Annotated in this window: 14 protein-coding genes; 6 read left to right on the forward strand and 8 right to left on the reverse strand. The window is 54.8% G+C overall.

Going from position 1 to position 16,909, the window contains the following annotated elements; all coding sequences use genetic code 11:
- Nucleotides 1–86 precede the first annotated feature (86 nt).
- On the reverse strand, nucleotides 87–1,610 hold the full coding sequence (scpC, locus tag IE156_RS09495) for a succinyl-CoA:acetate CoA-transferase ScpC (protein ID WP_189392303.1): 1,524 nt from the start codon (nucleotides 1,608–1,610) through the stop codon (nucleotides 87–89).
- Nucleotides 1,611–1,872: 262 nt separating this feature from the next.
- On the opposite strand from scpC, the gene IE156_RS09500 reads away from it, so the two are divergent.
- On the forward strand, nucleotides 1,873–2,781 hold the full coding sequence (locus tag IE156_RS09500) for a LysR family transcriptional regulator (protein ID WP_189392304.1): 909 nt from the start codon (nucleotides 1,873–1,875) through the stop codon (nucleotides 2,779–2,781).
- A 719-nt stretch (nucleotides 2,782–3,500) separates the two neighbouring features.
- Here IE156_RS09500 and ahpF read toward each other — a convergent pair.
- The 3 genes from ahpF to IE156_RS09515 form a co-directional block, all read right to left on the reverse strand.
- The gene (ahpF, locus tag IE156_RS09505) at nucleotides 3,501–5,093 is read right to left on the reverse strand and encodes an alkyl hydroperoxide reductase subunit F (protein WP_189392305.1); all 1,593 of its coding nucleotides are present in this window, start codon (nucleotides 5,091–5,093) and stop codon (nucleotides 3,501–3,503) included.
- 116 nt (nucleotides 5,094–5,209) lie between these two features.
- Nucleotides 5,210–5,773, reverse strand: a complete 564-nt coding sequence (ahpC, locus tag IE156_RS09510; protein WP_189392306.1) for an alkyl hydroperoxide reductase subunit C — start codon at nucleotides 5,771–5,773, stop codon at nucleotides 5,210–5,212.
- 191 nt (nucleotides 5,774–5,964) lie between these two features.
- Nucleotides 5,965–7,401 carry an aminotransferase-like domain-containing protein gene (locus IE156_RS09515; protein WP_229841195.1) on the reverse strand — a complete coding sequence of 479 codons (1,437 nt, stop codon included), beginning with the start codon at nucleotides 7,399–7,401 and terminating at the stop codon, nucleotides 5,965–5,967.
- A gap of 152 nt (nucleotides 7,402–7,553) precedes the next feature.
- On the opposite strand from IE156_RS09515, the gene IE156_RS09520 reads away from it, so the two are divergent.
- The 4 genes from IE156_RS09520 (at nucleotide 7,554) to IE156_RS09535 (ending at nucleotide 11,591) form a co-directional block, all read left to right on the forward strand.
- Complete coding sequence (locus IE156_RS09520; RefSeq protein ID WP_189392307.1) at nucleotides 7,554–8,444, forward strand: DMT family transporter; 891 nt, start codon at nucleotides 7,554–7,556, stop codon at nucleotides 8,442–8,444.
- Between the two features lie 187 nt (nucleotides 8,445–8,631).
- Nucleotides 8,632–9,369, forward strand: a complete 738-nt coding sequence (locus IE156_RS09525; protein ID WP_189392308.1) for a phosphoadenylyl-sulfate reductase — start codon at nucleotides 8,632–8,634, stop codon at nucleotides 9,367–9,369.
- 9 nt (nucleotides 9,370–9,378) lie between these two features.
- Entirely contained in the window at nucleotides 9,379–10,290 is a 912-nt protein-coding gene (gene cysD, locus IE156_RS09530; protein WP_189392309.1) for a sulfate adenylyltransferase subunit CysD, read from the forward strand.
- Complete coding sequence (locus IE156_RS09535) at nucleotides 10,290–11,591, forward strand: sulfate adenylyltransferase subunit 1 (protein ID WP_189392310.1); 1,302 nt, start codon at nucleotides 10,290–10,292, stop codon at nucleotides 11,589–11,591. Before cysD ends, IE156_RS09535 begins: the two co-directional genes overlap by 1 nt.
- Nucleotides 11,592–11,607: 16 nt before the next feature.
- On the opposite strand, the gene IE156_RS09540 is transcribed toward IE156_RS09535, so the two are convergent.
- The 4 genes from IE156_RS09540 to IE156_RS09555 all read right to left on the reverse strand — a co-directional run bounded on the left by IE156_RS09540 (nucleotide 11,608) and on the right by IE156_RS09555 (nucleotide 15,478).
- On the reverse strand, nucleotides 11,608–12,795 hold the full coding sequence (locus IE156_RS09540; RefSeq protein ID WP_189392311.1) for an acetate/propionate family kinase: 1,188 nt from the start codon (nucleotides 12,793–12,795) through the stop codon (nucleotides 11,608–11,610).
- Nucleotides 12,792–13,787 carry a phosphate acetyltransferase gene (locus tag IE156_RS09545; protein ID WP_189392312.1) on the reverse strand — a complete coding sequence of 332 codons (996 nt, stop codon included), beginning with the start codon at nucleotides 13,785–13,787 and terminating at the stop codon, nucleotides 12,792–12,794. The genes IE156_RS09540 and IE156_RS09545 overlap by 4 nt, the downstream gene beginning before the upstream one ends.
- A 244-nt stretch (nucleotides 13,788–14,031) precedes the next feature.
- Nucleotides 14,032–14,499 carry a nuclear transport factor 2 family protein gene (locus IE156_RS09550; RefSeq protein ID WP_189392313.1) on the reverse strand — a complete coding sequence of 156 codons (468 nt, stop codon included), beginning with the start codon at nucleotides 14,497–14,499 and terminating at the stop codon, nucleotides 14,032–14,034.
- Between the two features lie 61 nt (nucleotides 14,500–14,560).
- Nucleotides 14,561–15,478 (reverse strand): LysR family transcriptional regulator, encoded by a 918-nt coding sequence (locus tag IE156_RS09555; RefSeq protein WP_189392314.1) that lies wholly within the window; start codon nucleotides 15,476–15,478, stop codon nucleotides 14,561–14,563.
- 97 nt (nucleotides 15,479–15,575) lie between these two features.
- Here IE156_RS09555 and IE156_RS09560 point away from each other — a divergent pair, with 97 nt between their 5' ends.
- The gene (locus IE156_RS09560; protein WP_189392315.1) at nucleotides 15,576–16,277 is read left to right on the forward strand and encodes a pirin family protein; all 702 of its coding nucleotides are present in this window, start codon (nucleotides 15,576–15,578) and stop codon (nucleotides 16,275–16,277) included.
- Nucleotides 16,278–16,909: the final 632 nt, after the last annotated feature.

Below are 16,909 nucleotides of genomic sequence, written 5' to 3' on the forward strand. Positions count from 1 at the left end.
CGGGTGGGATGCCAGGGGCGATCAGGTCAGTTTGTAAGGTCTACGCTGCCGGACTGACTCGGCTGCGCATTACCAGACCTGATGGACTACGCAGTGGCAAGTTCCTGGGTCTGGAACTGCTCCTGTTTCATGGTGCCTTGTTGCTGAAAACGAACATGCCAGGACAAGGCTTCTTCCAGGATGTGGGGCGTATGGCCGCCACGTTCGCTGGCGCGCTCAACATAGTCCAGCAAGGCAGGACGGTAGTCGGGGTGAGCACATTTTTCGATAATGACGCGTGCCCGTTCGCGCGGTGCCAGACCACGCAAATCAGCCAAACCCCACTCGGAAACCAGCACAGCCACATCATGCTCACAGTGATCTACATGCGATGCCATAGGCACCACACTGGAGATCGCACCGTCTTTGGCGACAGACTTGCTGACAAAAATAGACAGGTGGGCGTTACGGGCGAAATCACCGGAACCACCAATGCCATTCATCATGTGGGTGCCACAGACGTGGGTGGAGTTCACATTGCCGTAAATATCAAACTCCAGCGCCGTGTTGATCGCAATAATGCCCAGTCGACGTACCAACTCTGGGTGATTACTGATTTCCTGCGGACGCAGTACCAGCTTGTCACGGTAGCTATCCAGACCTTCCAGGAATTTTGCCATTTTGGGGGCAGACAAGGTCAAGGACGAAGCCGAAGCAAAGCTCAACTGACCGGAGTCCAACATGGCAATCGCGCTGTCCTGCAAGACTTCCGAATACATCTTCAGGTCGGTAAAGGGTGAATCCAGCAGGCCATAAGTCACGGCATTGGCGATCGTCCCGATACCTACCTGCAAAGGCAGCAAGGACTGGCTCATACGGCCAGCATCCACTTCGCCTTTCAGGAACTCGATAATGTGACCGGCAATCGCCTGGGTTTCTTCATCAGGAGGCAGCACGCTGGAGGGGCTGTCCAAAGCATCGGTCACCACAATACCCACGATACGGGAAGGATCAACCTGAATGGCGGTGGTGCCAATACGCTGGTCCACATCCGTCAATTCAATAGGCTGGCGATTAGGGCGGGCCTCAGGCACATAAATATCGTGCAAGCCTTCCATTTCCACCGGCATGCTCAGATTCAGCTCAACGATGATCTGTTTGGCTTGCTGAGCGAAACTAGCCGAGTTGCCTACCGAAGTCGTCGGCACAATAGCGCCGGTTTCGGTGATGGCTACGGCTTCAATGACTGCAATATCGATAGCGGGCAGGTTGCCCGAGCGCATGTGCTCAACGGTCAAAGACAGGTGCTGATCGGTAAAAAGAACTTTGCCCTCATTGATATGACGGCGCAGCACGGAGTCCACCTGGAATGGCGAGCGGCGGGCCAACACACCAGCTTCTGCCATCATGCCGTCGCTATCATTACCTAGCGACGCGCCAGTTACCACGTTCAGTTTTAACTGCTCGGTCTGGGCACGTTCGGCCAAGGCTCGAGGCATAACCTTACAGTCCCCTGCTCGGGTAAAACCGCTCATCCCAACATTCATCCCGTCTTTGAAGAAGGCGACTGCCTCCTGAGCGGTCATGACTTTGCCTTCCAATTCGGGGGAACGAATGCGATCCTTGAACATCGTGTGCTCCTGTCTCTGTGTCATTGATCTACCTGTTGTTGCTTTCGGAAGGAGCCGGGGCCGAAAGCGCCGAGCGAGATCTTCACGCAACAGAACGACAACTCGCTTTTAAAGGGCAGGCCCTTGAGGCCGCGTTTAAAAGCCGAAATCGCCCTGACCACAGGCGTTTATGTTTTTTGAACAAAGTCAGCATAGCATCGCCATAATGAATAAAATAACTCATACGAAGTCGTAAAAGTCATAGACAAAAAGGTAGCTAAATATGGATATCCGATCCTTGCGATATTTCATTGAAACCGTTAAACATCAAAGCTTTACGCAAGCAGCGCAAAGTTTGAATGTGACTCAATCGACCATCAGCAAGATGGTTAAACAGCTGGAAGATGAGCTGGGTGAGCCTTTATTGATTCGCGATCACCGTCAGTTGCAACTGACTGATTGCGGCAAAGTGGTGCTGGAGCGTGGGCAAGAGGTTTTGCAGAGCATGCAAGGGCTGTTGCGGGAGGTTCACGAGGTTCAGGCCCTGCAACGCGGTCGTCTGGATCTGGGGATTCCGCCCATGATTAATGTGTTATTTACGGAAGTACTCAAGACTTTCAAGAACCGGCATCCGCAGATTGAGCTGATTCTGCACGAAGAGACCGGCATGGGGATTGAGCGCATGGTGGCAGCGGGTACGGTTGAAATGGGCTTGAGTATTTTGCCCTTGGGGCCGGAGCTGAATGTGTCAGCTACACCTGTTGCGAAACATGCGGTTTGGGCGATTGCTCATAAGGATTTGCTTGCTGGTTCGCAGAAGAAAATCAAGCTACGGGAGCTGGAGAAGCATCCGCTGATTTTTCTGGGTGAAGACTATGCCCTGACCCGTATGTTGCGGCGCGCTTTTGCTCACGCAGGTTTGCGAGCAAATATTGCCGCACAAAGCAATCAATGGGATTGGGTGGCTTCTATGGCGCAGGCAGGCATGGGGGTGGCCTTGTTGCCTCAGCCGTTTCTGTCTCGGCTGGAACCGGGGGATTGGGTTGCCAAGGAAGTGGTGGACCCAGCTTTGAATTGGGAGGTTGCCTTGCTCTGGAATGGACGATATCTGTCGCAGGCAGCCAGAGCATGGCTACAAGTCTGTGCTGATGTATTGGGTGGGAATTGGCCGGAGCTTGAAGGGGATCTGTAGCAGGGCTTGGATTAATCCGCAGGCACTCTCATAAAGCACCACTGCTGCGGCCTGTGGTTTATAGCGTCAGCAAGCATGAAGCCAACTTCTAAGCCCGAGACGGTATATGCAGTAAGGATGTGTTTATATGCAAAGCTGAATCACAAACCAGCATCAGCACATTCAAATTAGAGCAAGATGACCATGCTTGGCCACTGCACCAAAAAAATGTGCGAACAGGTAGATGCTTAATTTCCAGACAAGCGATCGACCGACAAGTAAACACGAAGCAATAAATGGACAGACAAATAGATAGATAGGCCAACAGAAAGCAAAAACCCAGCCAATTTCTCGTACATAGAACGGCTGAAAAATCGCGGCATCTCATGCATTGAGCCGCTCAAGCCGTCCGCCCTGGCCTCGGGGCTTGACTACTTGCCGGTGCTGCGCACCGGTGCCCTTGCCTGTTCTGGAATCCGGGCGCCCTGTGAACTCCCGGGGTGCTTGGTCCCCCGGACCAAGTACAAGCGTCCCGCTCGAACAGCACAGGGCTTGCATCCCGGATTCCAGAACAGCCCGCGGCAAGCAGTCTGAATTGCCCCGAGGCCAGGGCGGACGGCTTGAGCGGCGTCTTTCCTGAGGCGACTTTCCCCCAGAACCTCTGCACATCACAGACAAAAAAAGAGCCACCCCAAACAGGGTGGCCCTCTCAACCAGCTAAGTCCAACAATCAGAAAAACTTAGGCAGTAACTTTCTCAGCGACAGGCTCTTCAACCTCAGCCGAACTACGGATCAGGTAATCGAAAGCACTCAAAGCAGCCTTGGCACCTTCACCAGCGGCAATCACGATCTGCTTGAAAGGCACAGTCGTCACGTCACCAGCAGCAAACACCCCTGCCAGCGAAGTAGCACCACGAGCATCAACCTCGATCTCGCCATGGCGCGACAAACCAACATCGCTGCCCTTGAGCCATTCCGTGTTTGGCACCAGACCAATCTGAACAAACACACCATCCAGCTTCAGGCTCTTGGCTTCCTGAGTCTGACGATCCAGGTAATTCAAACCAACCACCTTGGTGCCATCACCCAGAACTTCCGTCGTCTGAGCCTGCATGATGATCGACACATTAGGCAAACTGCGCAGCTTGGACTGCAAAACCTGATCAGCGCGCAAAGTATCACCAAACTCGATCAAAGTAACGTGCTTGACCAGACCAGCCAGATCAATCGCCGCTTCTACGCCGGAGTTGCCACCACCGACCACCGCAACATCCTTGCCCTTAAACAAAGGACCATCGCAGTGCGGGCAGTAAGCCACTCCACGGTTACGGTAATCCTGCTCACCAGGAACATTCAGCTCACGCCAGCGGGCACCGGTCGCCAGAATGACAGACTTGGCCTTTAACTGAGCTCCGCCATCCACATCCACAATGACCTGCTTGCCTTCACGGCGAATGCCCTTAGCACGATGCAGATTCATGATGTCCACATCGTAAGTTTTAACGTGCTGCTCCAAGGCCGTAGCAAAGGCGGGGCCATTGGTTTCAACCACCGAGATGTAGTTCTCGATCGACATAGTGTCCAGAACCTGGCCACCAAAACGCTCGGCCAACACACCAGTACGAATACCCTTGCGAGCTGCATACACAGCAGCAGCGGCACCCGCAGGGCCTCCACCAACAATCAGCACATCAAACTCGTCCTTGGAATTCAAAGCCTCAGCACGTGCCGAGTTATCGCCCGTATCCAGCTTGGCCAGCAATTCCTCTGCGCTAGCGCGGCCTTGATGGAACATTTCGCCATTCAAGAACACCGCCGGCACCGACATAATATTGCGCTGCTGAACCTCGTCCTGGAACAGGGCACCGTCAATCGCCACGTGCTTGATACGTGGGTTGATTACGGACATGGCGTTCAGAGCCTGCACTACGTCAGGACAGTTCTGGCACGACAGCGAGAAATACGTTTCAAAAACAAAGTCGCCGGGCAGATTACGGATCTGCTCAATCACAGCGGCATCCAGCTTGATTTCATGGCCGCCCACTTGCAGCAGGGCCAGAATTAAAGAAGTAAATTCGTGTCCCATCGGCAAACCTGCAAAGCTCACGCTAATGTCAGTGCCGGGACGGTTAATCTGGAAGGAAGGCTTGCGCTCTTGCGCATCCGCATCTTCGCGATAGCTGGTCTTGTCGGACAGACCATCAATTTCTTGCAACAGTTCGCGCAGCTCGACGGACTTGGCGCCAGTATCCAGCGTCGCAACGATCTCGATCGGTTGCGTGATCTTCTCGAGGTAAGCCTTCAATTGAGTTTTGATGTTTGCATCTAACATGTGAAACGCCCTTTATCCTGTACTGAACGAAACAACTTGAGGTGCCTGAACCGGTCAGGCACCGGGGTGGCGGCGCACCGCGCCGACCACCACTAAAGACCCGTGTTTAAAAGGTCTTAGATCTTGCCAACCAGATCCAGGGAAGGAGTCAGCGTCTTGGCGCCTTCTTCCCATTTGGCTGGGCAGACTTCACCGGGGTGAGCGGCGATGTACTGAGCAGCCTTAACTTTGCGCAGCAGCTCGGAAGCCACACGGCCGATGCCGTTGTCGTGGATTTCCAGAACCTTGATTTCGCCTTCTGGGTTCACCACGAACGTACCGCGCAGAGCGATACCTTCTTCTTCAATCAGCACTTCAAAGTTGCGCGACAGCTGATGGGTTGGGTCAGCAATCATTGGGTAGTTAACTTTGCCGATGGCGTCCGAGGTGTCGTGCCATGCTTTGTGAGCAAAGTGAGTGTCGGTGGACACGGAGTAAACTTCTACGCCCATTTTTTGGAACTCAGCGTAGTTCTCGGCCAAGTCTTCCAGTTCGGTTGGGCAAACAAACGTAAAGTCGGCTGGGTAGAAAACGAAAACAGACCACTTACCCGCAACGGTTTCGTTGCTGACTTCGATAAATTTGCCGTTGTGAAAAGCGTTGGCTTTAAAAGGTTTGATGACGGTGTTGATCAAAGACATACATGCTCCGGTGAGTGATTAATCATTGACAGTAAAGCCATTATAGGAAGCCACTGTCGATTAGTAAAATTGATTAATGCAATAACGCTCATTGCTATTAGCTATCGCACTCCGCATACGAGTTTCTTTCTATGCGTCGCACAGACTTATGCTAACAGAGCTAGATGACAGTGCAACTATCAGCGTTCAAGCTATAAGGCTACTTCGCTGGGCACCGTAGAAGAAGGCGGCTTGGCACTGGCTAAACAGCGCGCAAAATCACGCCAAAACTGCACATCGTCGCCTAAAGAAACGTTGATACGCATATAAGTAGATGGTTGCTGTTGCGGCGAAAACAAGGCTCCCGGCACCAATAAATGTCCCGGACGCCCTAAGGTGCGGATCAAACTTTCCGTATCCACACCCGTATCCACCCAGACAAACATACCCGCCTGGGGCGGTGCATCCGGCGCCAAACCCAATTGAGCCAGTTGCTCCAAGGTTCGGTGCCTGTCGCTATCGGCATGACGCCGCAAGCGCTCCAAGTGTTTGCGATAGGGGCCGTCTACCAGCACCCGGTGAATAACCCGCTCACCCAACTCCGGAGAAGTCAGCCCCGCGAGCATTTTCAGATTGACCAAGGCCTGTAAAAGCTCTGGAGCGGCAGCCATATACGCCACCCGCAAACCAGCCGCCATCACCTTGGAATAGCCTCCCACCAAAGTGACACGGTTCAGCTGATCCAATTGAGCCAGGCGACACGCTGGATGGGCATGCAGCTCGCTATAGGTGTCGTCTTCAATAATGTGAAAGTCCCAGGTCTGAGCTAGAGTCAGGATACTGTGCGCCACCGCCGGGCTTAAACTAAAGCCGGTAGGGTTATGCACCACCGTATTCAAGATGACCAGACGCGGACGATGCTCACGCGCCAGTTGCTCCAGTACCGCCAGGTCCGGGCCATCAGCACGTCGCGGTAGGCTCAACACCCGCACATCCACCACCGCTAAACGGGCGAATAGCAAATACCAGGCCGGATCCTCCACAACAACGGCATCGCCAGGGCGCAACCAATGGCGCAGAAGCAAATCCAGTGCCTGCGTCACCCCACTGCACAATAAAAGCTGCGTATCCGGATCAGCCTGTATGCCACCATCTTCCAGCTGCCCAGCAATATGCTGCCGCAAAGGGCGATAACCATGCGAATGCCCATAGCCCAGCAAGTTCGAGCCCGCGCTGCGACTGACCTGCCGCAAGGCGGCCAGAATCATATCGTTGTCCAGCCACTGACGGGGAATGCCCGCACTGTCGCTATGCCCCATAAAACTGTTCAACATCCAGTTCACATCGATCTTGCGCGGCTCATTCTTTTCCACATGCAAGGACTCGGAACGCAAACGTCGAGGACTACGTACGCGTACAAAAAATCCTGACCCTGGGCGGGATTCCACCAATCCCAGTGCCATCAACTTGTCGTAAGCGGCCACCACGGTATGGGTACTGACACCCGCAGATTGCGCCAGACGGCGTACCGAGGGCAAACGGCTGCCGCCGCGATAGCGGATATGCAGGGCCTGCTGCACCCAGGCCACCAACTGATCGCTAAGCGTGTTGTCCGAGCCCCGAACAGGCTGCCAATCCATCCATTCCATGATGCTGCCCTTTTATAGAGGAAACCGACTGTAGCGGAAGTTTGACCAGTACAGCTTGAGCCACTGATTGAACAACTGTACTGCAACTGTATCGCTTATTTATTTTAAGCTCAAAGCTGTGAACAACCTATCTTCCCTACGTGGTGATTTCCATGAGCCGCAGTACTAGCCTTCCCATGCCCAGCTCCACCCCTACCCTGCTGATTTATCTGTATGCCTTTATCGGGGTAACCGTCTTTGCCTTCACCTTGCCCATGACCCGGCTGGCGGTACAGAGCTTAGACCCCTGGTTAATTGGGATGGCACGCGCCAGTATTGGAGGCATCTTTGCAACCGTCATTTTGCTGGCGACTCGCAGCCGTCGCCCAACCGCAACGGAATGGCGCGGAATTGGCTTGTCCTGTACCGGTGTGATCGTAGGCTGGCCGGTGTTTTCTTCAATTGCCATGCAAACCGTACCCTCTTCACATGGCGCCGTCCTCAGTGGTCTGATTCCCATCGCGACCGCCATCGTCAGCGCGGCTCGTAATGGCGAAACGTTAAGCCGCCGCTTCTGGCTGTTGAGTTTGCTGGGCGCTGCTCTGGTGCTGACATACGCCTTTTATATTGGTGAAGGTGCGCTGCAAACCGGGGATATCTGGTTGGCACTGGCCGTTTTCATGTCGGGCGTAGGCTATGCCGAAGGTGGCCGTGTAGCCCGTACCCTGGGCGGTTGGCGCACAATTTGCTGGTGTTTGACCGCCAGCCTGCCCCTAACTATCCCTGCCACCTTATGGCTGGCCTTGCCCATGACACAGACACCCGAGCCACAAGCCATCATGGCGGTGCTGTATCTGGCCGTGTTCTCCTCCTTGCTGGGTTTTTTCCCTTGGTACAAAGCTATGGCCATGGGCGGCGTTGCCCGTATTGGGCAGGTGCAATTGGCTCAACCGTTCCTGACGGTGCTGATTTCTGCATTATGGTTAGGCGAGCAAGTTGACCTGCTGACCTGGCTGTCTTGCGTGCTGATCATCGCGGTGATTGCCGCTAGCCGACGCGCCTGAAAAAGAAAATGACAAGGCGGCTAAATACAGCAAGGGCATATTCACCTAACTAATACTTCGTTCCCAGCGTGGGCGCGCGCAAGCACACTGGCTCATCATTCCATGAACCATGTAAGGCAATAGCGCGGCCCACGCGATTCCAATTTAAGCAGGGCCGGCGCTGGTATTGCCGCAAGGACATCAGATCATGCCCGCCCAAGCCCCTGCCGCGCTTGCCTTAAGCGCCCGGCCTTTGATGCTGTGGAAGCAGCTGCGCGACGATTTGCAACTCATCGCGCGCGAACACGCCGATGCCGTTCTGGCCAGCTCCCTGGCTGCAGAAGACATGGTGCTGTTTCACGCCATGTCCATCTACACCCCTGATTTGCAAACCATCACCCTGAATACTGGCCGCCTGCACGAAGAAACCCTGCAACTAGGCCAGCATATTCAGCAGCACTACGAACGCAGTATCCTGTTTTTTCTTCCTGACCCAGGCCGGGTTCAAGAGCACGTCAATACCCATGGCACACACGCTTTTTACGAAAGCGTAGAACTGCGCAAAGAGTGCTGCAATATCCGCAAAGTCGAGCCTTTACGCCGTGCCTTGCAAGGTCGCTCAGCCTGGATTACCGGCCAGCGGCGCGAACAAACCGCCAGCCGCACCGAGCTGGCCAGCAAGGAATACGACAGCGTCTTTGGCCTGGAAAAATTTAACCCACTGATCGACTGGACCCAGGACGACGTCTGGGCCGTGATCCGTGGCTTGAGCATCCCCTATAACGCGCTGCACGACCAAGGCTACCCCTCCATTGGTTGCGAGCCCTGTACGCGCGCCATTCGCCCCGGTGAGGATGTGCGCGCCGGGCGCTGGTGGTGGGAGCAGCGCGACAGCCTGGAATGCGGCCTGCATGCCAGCAATCTGAATAGCAGTGTCAACACCTGAAGGAAACTCATGGGCGAACCTCTCTCCAACCGTACTCACCTGGACTGGCTAGAAGCCGAGGCCATTTTTATTCTGCGCGAAATCGCTGCCGAAGCTGAAAAACCCGTGCTGCTGTTCTCCGGCGGCAAAGACTCAGCCGTGCTGCTGCAATTGGCCCAAAAAGCCTTTGCTCCCGGCCCCCTGCCCTTTCCTCTGATGCATGTGGACACCGGCCATAACTACCCGGAAGTCATTGAGTTTCGAGATCGTCGCGCTGCTGAACTGAATGCCGAGCTGGTTGTGCGCAGTGTGGAAGACTCCATCGCACGCGGCACAGTTGTGTTGCGCAGCGAGACGGCAAGCCGAAATGGCGCACAAGCCGTCACGTTATTGGAAGCCATTGCCGAGTTTGGCTTTGATGCCTGTTTCGGTGGTGCCCGCCGTGACGAAGAAAAAGCCCGTGCCAAAGAGCGCATCGTGTCGTTCCGCGATGAGTTTGGTCAATGGGACCCCAAGGCCCAGCGGCCCGAACTGTGGCACTTGTTCAACACTCGTATTCACAAGGGCGAGAACCTGCGCGTCTTCCCCATTTCCAACTGGACTGAACTGGATGTGTGGCAATACATCCAGCGCGAAGCCATTGATCTGCCTTCCATTTACTACACCCACTCTCGCGAAGTTGTGGAGCGTCAGGGCCTGATCGTTCCCATTACCCCGCTGACACCGCTGCTGGATGGCGAAAGCTCCGAATGGCGTGATGTGCGTTTTCGTACCGTAGGCGATATTTCCTGCACCTGCCCCGTGCTGTCTACCGCCGCGTCAGTACAGGACATTATTGCTGAAACCGCCTTGGCTACGATTACCGAGCGCGGCGCTACCCGCATGGATGACCAGACCTCCGAAGCATCCATGGAACACCGCAAGAAACAAGGATATTTCTAATGAACACAGTCAATGATGCTTGGCTCCAGGCCGCCGATCAGGGCGTACTGCGCCTGATTACCGCGGGCTCTGTGGACGACGGAAAATCCACCCTGATCGGACGCTTGCTGGTGGACAGCCAGGGCGTGTTTGCCGACCAGATTGCGGCCATCCAGCGCTCCAAATACAAGCGCGGCGAGGACGCCGAACCTGATCTGGCCTTGCTGACCGATGGTCTGGAAGCCGAACGCGAACAAGGCATCACCATTGATGTGGCCTATCGCTACTTCGCCACGCCTAAACGTAAATTCATCGTGGCCGACACCCCTGGCCATGAGCAATACACTCGCAATATGATCACGGGCGCGTCCACCGCACAGGCAGCCATCATCCTGATTGATGCGCACCGTGCCAAAGACGGCCAATTGCTGACTCAAACTAAACGCCACAGTACCGTCGCCAAATTGCTGGGGCTGCGCCATATCGTGGTGGCGGTCAACAAGATGGATTTGGTCGATTGGGATCAGGCCGTGTTTGATCGCATTCATGAAGCCTATCGCCAACTGGCCGTGCAACTGGGGATTGAGTATTTTCAAATCATTCCTTTGTCGGCGCTGAAAGGTGAAAACATCACTCAGGTTTCGCCGCACACACCCTGGTACACCGGCCTGCCATTGTTGCCTTTGCTGGAATCGCTGGATTTACGTGAAGATATTCAGCGCCCAGCCCGTTTGTTTGTGCAATGGGTGGCGCGTCATGGTGGCAGCAGCGCCGATGGTTTCCGTGGCTATGCTGGTCAACTGAATGGTGGCCGCATCCAAGTGGGTGACAGTGTGCAGGTGTGGCCCAGCGCCAAGACTGCCGTAGTAACGCAGTTGTTCCGCGCAGGCCAAGAGCAGATTCAAGTCAGCGACGGCGACGCTGTCACCCTCGTTCTAGACCGTGAACTGGATATTTCCCGTGGAGACTTGTTGACGCTGGCCCATGACAAGGTCAGCACCAGCAAGCATTTTGATGCGCAATTGTGCTGGCTGGACGAGCAAGCCCTGAACACGACCCGCTCTTACTGGCTAAAACAGGGCACTCGTGTCACGCAAGCCAAAGTACAGGCCGTTCATGCTTTACGCGATGTTCATAGCCTGCAAGAGCAGGAGGCGGGCGGCAGCTTGTCTTTGAATGATATTGGCCGTGTCAGTCTGGTCAGCCGGGACCCGCTGGTGCTGGACGACTATCAAGACCATTCCAGCACCGGCTCTTTCATCTTGATTGATCCCAGCACAAACCAGACCGTCGCTGCCGGTCTGGTTCAAAAACATGCTTAAGATCGAATAGCTGGCCTTACTGTCTGGCACGCACCAAAGCGAGGGACTGTTCAGCAATGATCAGTTCCTCGTTCGTTGGAATGACCAGAACACGCACTTGGCTATCATCGGTGGAAATCACAGTTTCCCCTGCCTGGTTACGTGTCGGATCAATTTTCACACCCAGCCATTCCAAATGCTGGACAATGCCCGCTCGAATAGAAGGGCTATGCTCGCCAATCCCAGCCGTGAATACCAGCGTATCCAAACCCTTCAAGGCTACGCACAAACCCGCCAGGTTTTCAGCCGTGTGATAGCAGAAGTACTCCACCGCCAGTTTGGCGCGGGGATCGTCCGAGGCTTCCAAAGCACGCATATCAGCCTGATCGCCGGACAAACCTTTCAAGCCCGATTGGGTATAGAGCACAGACTGAATTTCATCGTGCTCCATGCCCTGCTCCAACATCCACAAGACCACGCCTGCATCCAGACGGCCCGGACGTGTGCCCATAGGCAGACCATCCAAAGCCGTAAAGCCCATGGTGGTATGAACACTGCGCCCTTCTTTCAAGGCGCAAGCAGACGCGCCTGAACCCAAGTGGGCCACCACGACACGCCCATCGGCCAGTTCTGGTATTTCACGCTGCAAATGCTGGGAAATATAGTGGTAAGACAAGCCATGAAAACCGTAGCGGCGCACACCCTGTTCAAAGAAGCGACCCGGCAAGGCAAAGTGCTGCAGATGCGGTGCATGTCCTTGATGGAATGCGGTGTCCAAGCACGCCACCTGGAAAATCTCCGGGTAGTGCTCGAAAATCACGCGCACAGGAGCCAGGTTGTTTTGCTGATGCAAGGGAGCCAAAGGCGACAGGCTGTCCAGATAATCCAGAACCTCTGGCGTCAAACGCACACTGCTGTCATAGCGAGGGCCCCCGTGCACAATGCGGTGGCCCACTGCGATAGGCCGGCCATCCACATGCTCCAGCAACCAGCGTGCCACCAAAGCCTGGGCGGTATGCAAGTCCTTCGCCTGCTCGCTCTCCAGATCCTGTTTGATCATGGATTGGCCCTGGGCATCTTTAACCTTGAAAGCAGGTTGAGAACTGCCAATGCCTGAGACCTGACCGCCGAACTCAAAGTGCAACTGGTCGCCCGGTTGCACCTTATACATATGAAACTTCAGGCTGGAGCTGCCTGCATTGATGACCAGAATCTGTTCGCTCATGAGTGTTGGGCCTCCACGGCCACTTTACGCTCCAGATAGCCAGCGTAAATGCTGGCCACGGCGCAAGAAGCCATGCGGGTCTGGGCGCTGTCAGCACGACTGGTCAGGATGATAGGCACACGAGCGCCCATCACGATCCCTGCCGCTTGAGCACCCGATAGAAAAGTCAGATTTTTGGCCAGCATATTGCCGGCCTCCAGGTCAGGGGCCACTAGAATCTGTGCCCTGCCCGCGACCGGCGACACAATGCCTTTAATACGTGCTGCTTCCAGACTGATGGCATTGTCCAGCGCCAAGGGGCCGTCCAGCACACCGCCGGTAATCTGGCCTCGATCGGCCATTTTGCACAGCGCCGCCGCTTCCAGCGTGGTGGGGATTTTTTCTGTGACTTGCTCGACCGCGGACAAGATGGCCACCAGCGGTTTACCCAAACCCAGGCCGTGGTGCAGATCAATAGCGTTTTGCACGATGTCTGCTTTGGTGCTGAGGTCCGGGAAAATATTGATCGCGCCATCTGTCACAAACAGGGGCTCGGGGTAGCTGGGCACATCCATGATGAACACATGGCTCAGGCGACGGCCGGTACGCAAGCCTTTACCTTGTGTGCACAACACCGCTTGAATCAGTTCATCGGTGTGCAAGCTGCCCTTCATCAGCAACTGCGCACGGCCAGCCAGCACTTCTTCCACAGCTCTTTCTGCCGAGGCATGGCTATGCGGCGTATCAATCAGGGTGACACCTTCCAGGCTGAAACCATGCTCTGCGGCCACGGCATGCAAGCGGGCCTGCGGGCCAACCAACACAATCTCGAACAGGCCTTGAGCACGCGCCTGCAAAGCCGCCCCCAAAGACACGTCGTCGCAAGGATGAGCCACCACACAAATCCGACTGTGCTCTTTGCGAGCTTGCTCGATCAATCGGGAATAATGACTGGAAGGCCCAGTGCGATCAGCAGCCGTGGGGGCCGAATCCAAGCCAGCAGGGTGATTCATGATAGATGACTCCTTGGAGGTGAACGAAGGCTAACCCAACACTAAACCATTTATCTGAATGCGTGTCTTTGATAGCGAACAGATAAACCTCAATATTGTGCCCATCAGTCTTTTCATAAGACTATGTATGAAGCATAAAGAGTAAAGATTTAAAAAATCCGGTTTACCAAACGGCAAACCGGATTTTTACTTTCTATGGCTACTTATCGCCAGCCATACTTAGGTGGATAGCTTTATCTGGATCTTAAAGGCCCAGGTCGCTTAGGCTAGGATGCTCATCAGGACGTCGTCCCAAGGGCCAATGGAATTTGCGCTCGGATTCTGTAATGGCTAAATCATTAATGCTGGCATGGCGCACGGCCATATACCCGTGCTCGTCAAATTCCCAATTCTCATTGCCATAACTACGCCACCATTGGCCGTATTCATCTTGCCACTCATAGGCAAAACGCACGGCAATTCTATTTGCCTGCCAGGCCCACAGCTCTTTTATCAAACGATATTCGCGCTCTTTCTGCCATTTGCGTTCTAAAAAAGATTGAACTTCATCGCGCCCTTGCGGAAATTCGCTGCGGTTGCGCCAGCGCGTGTCTACTGTATAGGCCTGTGACACCTTGACCGGGTCACGGCTGTTCCAGGCATCTTCTGCAGCCCGTACTTTCTGGCGAGCGCTCTCCAGCTCGAAGGGTGGCAAGGGAGGACGTTTATCCATAGTGATCTCCTAGAAAACAAGACTGGACCAGATAGTCTAGCGGTAAAACGTCAGCAGACTCTTATTGGCCTGGGTCTGCCCACTCAGCCTGTTCAAACCCGGTCACCAGAAAGTCGATAAAGGCTTGCACCCGAGCCGAGCGAGAGCGGCCCGGTGGGGTCAGCAGATGCAAGGTCAGGCTGGGCAAATTCCATTGCGGCAGGACGACTTCCAGCAAACCCTGCTCCACCTTATCGCCCAATAAGAACTGTGGCAGCACGGTCAGCCCCAAACCTTGCAGCAAAGGAGGGATCAAGGCTTGGGCATTATTCACTTGCAAGGCACAAGGTACTGTCTGGGAATAATGTTCTTGGCCCTGCTGGAAACGCCAGACGCTGCCGCGCCGTTCATAGGCATAGCGCAGGCTGATGTGTTCGGCCAAATCGCTGGGATGCGTCGGTCTGCCGTATTTGGCCAGGTAGGCAGGGGCGGCGACCAGTCGCAAGCGCAGATTGCACAGGCGGCGCACCAAGAGGCTGGAGTCGTCCATGGAAGAGATACGCAAGGCCATGTCAAAGCCCTGCTCAACGATGTTCACTTGGGCATCGTTAAAGTGCAGGTCCAGCAGGACGGCCGGGTGTGTTTCCATGAAGCGTGGCAATAATGGGGCCAGGTGCTCCAGGCCAAAGGACATGGGGGCGGCTATTTTGATACGTCCTTGCAAACTCTCGCGCTGATCTCGAGCGACTGCTTCGGCGCTTTGTCCCGCCGCCAGGACGGCTTGAGCCTGTTCCAGACTGGCTTGGCCGGTTTCTGTCAGGGACAAGCGCCGGGAGGTACGGTGAAACAAGGACACGTGCAGTTGTTTCTCCAGTCGTGTGATGGCTTTGGAGACGGTAGGCTGGGACAGCCCCAGCACCTCAGCGGCCTGGGCAAAGGAGCCGGTTTCGGCCACGGTGGCAAAGATCGCCCATGCTTGTAAGTCTGGCAGTGTTTTCATGTAATTTTTGGAATGGATACTATGCTATTGATTCTATTTTATTCAATCAGCGAGACGCTTAGAATTCTTTTTAGTATCCAATATTAAGGAGCGCATCATGATTGAACATCGGCCTTTTAATGAGCTGGGCGGCGCCAACCACGGCTGGCTGGACGCCAAGCACCATTTCTCTTTTGCAAATTACTACGATCCCGCTCGCATGGAGTGGGGTGCCCTGCGTGTCTGGAATGACGACACGATTGCGCCCAACACGGGCTTTCCGCCTCACGATCATGCCGATATGGAGATCATTACGTATGTGCGCGAAGGGGCGATCAGCCATCAGGACAGTTTGGGCAATAAGGGTCGTACGGAAGCGGGCGATGTGCAGGTGATGAGTGCCGGCACGGGTATTCGCCATGCGGAGTACAACCTGGAAAGTGACACGACTCGGATTTTCCAGATCTGGATTCAGCCCGAGCGTCGTGGTTTGCCACCTGCCTGGGGGGCCAAGCCTTTTCCCAAGGATGAGCGGTCCGGGCAGTTTGTAGCGCTGGCCAGTGGGTTTGAAGGGGACACGGAGGCTTTGCCTATTCGTGCCCAGGCTCGTGTGCTGGGGGCCACGTTAATGAAAGGACAAAGTACGACTTTGTCTTTGCCTGCAGAGCATCTGGCTTATCTAGTACTTGCGAAGGGACGGGTTTCGCTGAATGGTCTGGAGTTGAATGCCCGTGACGGGGCAGCTGTTCGCAATGAAACTACGCTGGAGATTCAGGCTCTGGAAGATACTGAGCTGGTGCTGGTTGAAACGGCTCAGTAATTCTTGAGTGGATGTCTTGAGGACGGGGGGAGCTGTCATGGCTCCCCTCTTCTTTTTTGTTCTTTTGTTCTGGTGCGCTGAGGTTCTTTTGCTCGTTAAGGCGGCGCGGACTAGATAAAAGATCCGAGTCTTTCTCTTTTTCATGCGCGGGCGGAATAATTAAACAGGTGGATGTCAGGATACTGGGGCTGGATGCGGCTTAACAGGGGGCCCTTTCAATAAGACGCCGCTTTGAGCTCTTTGTAAGGTATCGGGGCTTGAGCACTTGCCGGTGCTGTGCACCGGTGCCCTTGTCGGTTCTGACCTCCGGGCGCCCTGTGAACTCGCGCTCAAACAGCACAGGGCTTGAACCCCGGACGTCAGAACCGACCGCGGCAAGTACTCTGAATCACCCCGATACCTTACAAAGAGGCCAAATCGGCTCGTACGGTGGCAAGGAAATAGGCTGGAAGGCCCCTTTTAATTGACGGTAAGTCTGTCTACTTAGACGAACTTACCGTTCGGGTTCGGGTTCGCGAATATGAGCGCTTTTTTGGGGGAGCTGTCTGCCTATCAACCCTGGCGAACTGTCTGGGCTGGTCTGCGTATTCCTTGTTTGAGTATTGCTTGGCTAACAGATGGCATGTACTGAC

This window comes from Alcaligenes pakistanensis (genome assembly GCF_014652815.1).
Lineage (GTDB): Bacteria > Pseudomonadota > Gammaproteobacteria > Burkholderiales > Burkholderiaceae_B > Alcaligenes > Alcaligenes pakistanensis.

What these genes read in the sequence shown, in the direction of transcription:
- scpC (WP_189392303.1), bottom strand. Translation starts at nt 1,610, where the DNA reads ATGTTCAAGGATCGCATTCGTTCCCCCGAATTGGAAGGCAAAGTCATG.
- IE156_RS09500 (WP_189392304.1), top strand. Translation starts at nt 1,873, where the DNA reads ATGGATATCCGATCCTTGCGATATTTCATTGAAACCGTTAAACATCAA.
- ahpF (WP_189392305.1), bottom strand. Translation starts at nt 5,093, where the DNA reads ATGTTAGATGCAAACATCAAAACTCAATTGAAGGCTTACCTCGAGAAG.
- ahpC (WP_189392306.1), bottom strand. Translation starts at nt 5,773, where the DNA reads ATGTCTTTGATCAACACCGTCATCAAACCTTTTAAAGCCAACGCTTTT.
- IE156_RS09515 (WP_229841195.1), bottom strand. Translation starts at nt 7,401, where the DNA reads ATGGAATGGATGGATTGGCAGCCTGTTCGGGGCTCGGACAACACGCTT.
- IE156_RS09520 (WP_189392307.1), top strand. Translation starts at nt 7,554, where the DNA reads ATGAGCCGCAGTACTAGCCTTCCCATGCCCAGCTCCACCCCTACCCTG.
- IE156_RS09525 (WP_189392308.1), top strand. Translation starts at nt 8,632, where the DNA reads ATGCCCGCCCAAGCCCCTGCCGCGCTTGCCTTAAGCGCCCGGCCTTTG.
- cysD (WP_189392309.1), top strand. Translation starts at nt 9,379, where the DNA reads ATGGGCGAACCTCTCTCCAACCGTACTCACCTGGACTGGCTAGAAGCC.
- IE156_RS09535 (WP_189392310.1), top strand. Translation starts at nt 10,290, where the DNA reads ATGAACACAGTCAATGATGCTTGGCTCCAGGCCGCCGATCAGGGCGTA.
- IE156_RS09540 (WP_189392311.1), bottom strand. Translation starts at nt 12,795, where the DNA reads ATGAGCGAACAGATTCTGGTCATCAATGCAGGCAGCTCCAGCCTGAAG.
- IE156_RS09545 (WP_189392312.1), bottom strand. Translation starts at nt 13,787, where the DNA reads ATGAATCACCCTGCTGGCTTGGATTCGGCCCCCACGGCTGCTGATCGC.
- IE156_RS09550 (WP_189392313.1), bottom strand. Translation starts at nt 14,499, where the DNA reads ATGGATAAACGTCCTCCCTTGCCACCCTTCGAGCTGGAGAGCGCTCGC.
- IE156_RS09555 (WP_189392314.1), bottom strand. Translation starts at nt 15,478, where the DNA reads ATGAAAACACTGCCAGACTTACAAGCATGGGCGATCTTTGCCACCGTG.
- IE156_RS09560 (WP_189392315.1), top strand. Translation starts at nt 15,576, where the DNA reads ATGATTGAACATCGGCCTTTTAATGAGCTGGGCGGCGCCAACCACGGC.